The sequence below is a fragment of the Acinetobacter sp. 1125_18A genome (assembly GCF_052824985.1).
In genome coordinates this window covers 1-465 of the sequence record NZ_VTDG01000060.1, presented here as the reverse complement: position 1 = coordinate 465, position 465 = coordinate 1, and the positions used below count along the sequence as shown (strand labels likewise).

Annotated in this window: 1 pseudogene; it reads left to right on the top strand. The window is 48.0% G+C overall.

Annotated elements, in window-relative coordinates:
• Window positions 1-465, top strand: a pseudogene (locus FY049_RS22250) (hypothetical protein); the annotation flags it as partial.

Genomic DNA, 465 nt, shown 5'->3' with positions numbered 1-465 from the left:
GGTCAACAAAGGTCAGTTAGATGCAGCGACTACAGCATCAAGCAGCAAGACCGATGCTTTAGGTAATAGCACTGCAACCAACTTAGGTGGTGGATCAAAATATGACAACAGCACAGGTGCAATCAGTGCGCCAAGCTATGTCACCACTAAAACAGATGGTACGACCACAACAGCGAACAATGTGGGTGATGCATTAACGAACCTCAACACTGAAGTGGTTAAACCAGTGACCTTCACGGGTAACAGTGGCACAGTTGATCGTAAACTTGGAGAGACGCTGAACATTACCGGTGGCTTAACAGGCGCAGGTTCGAACAGCAACATCAAGACAGTGATCACTGGCAATACGCTAGATATCCAGTTGGCAGACGCACCAGTATTTGCCGGCAAAGTGACAGCAAATGGTTTAGATGCGAATGGCAACAAAGTTGAGAACGTAGCAGATGCGACAGCAGCAAGCGATGC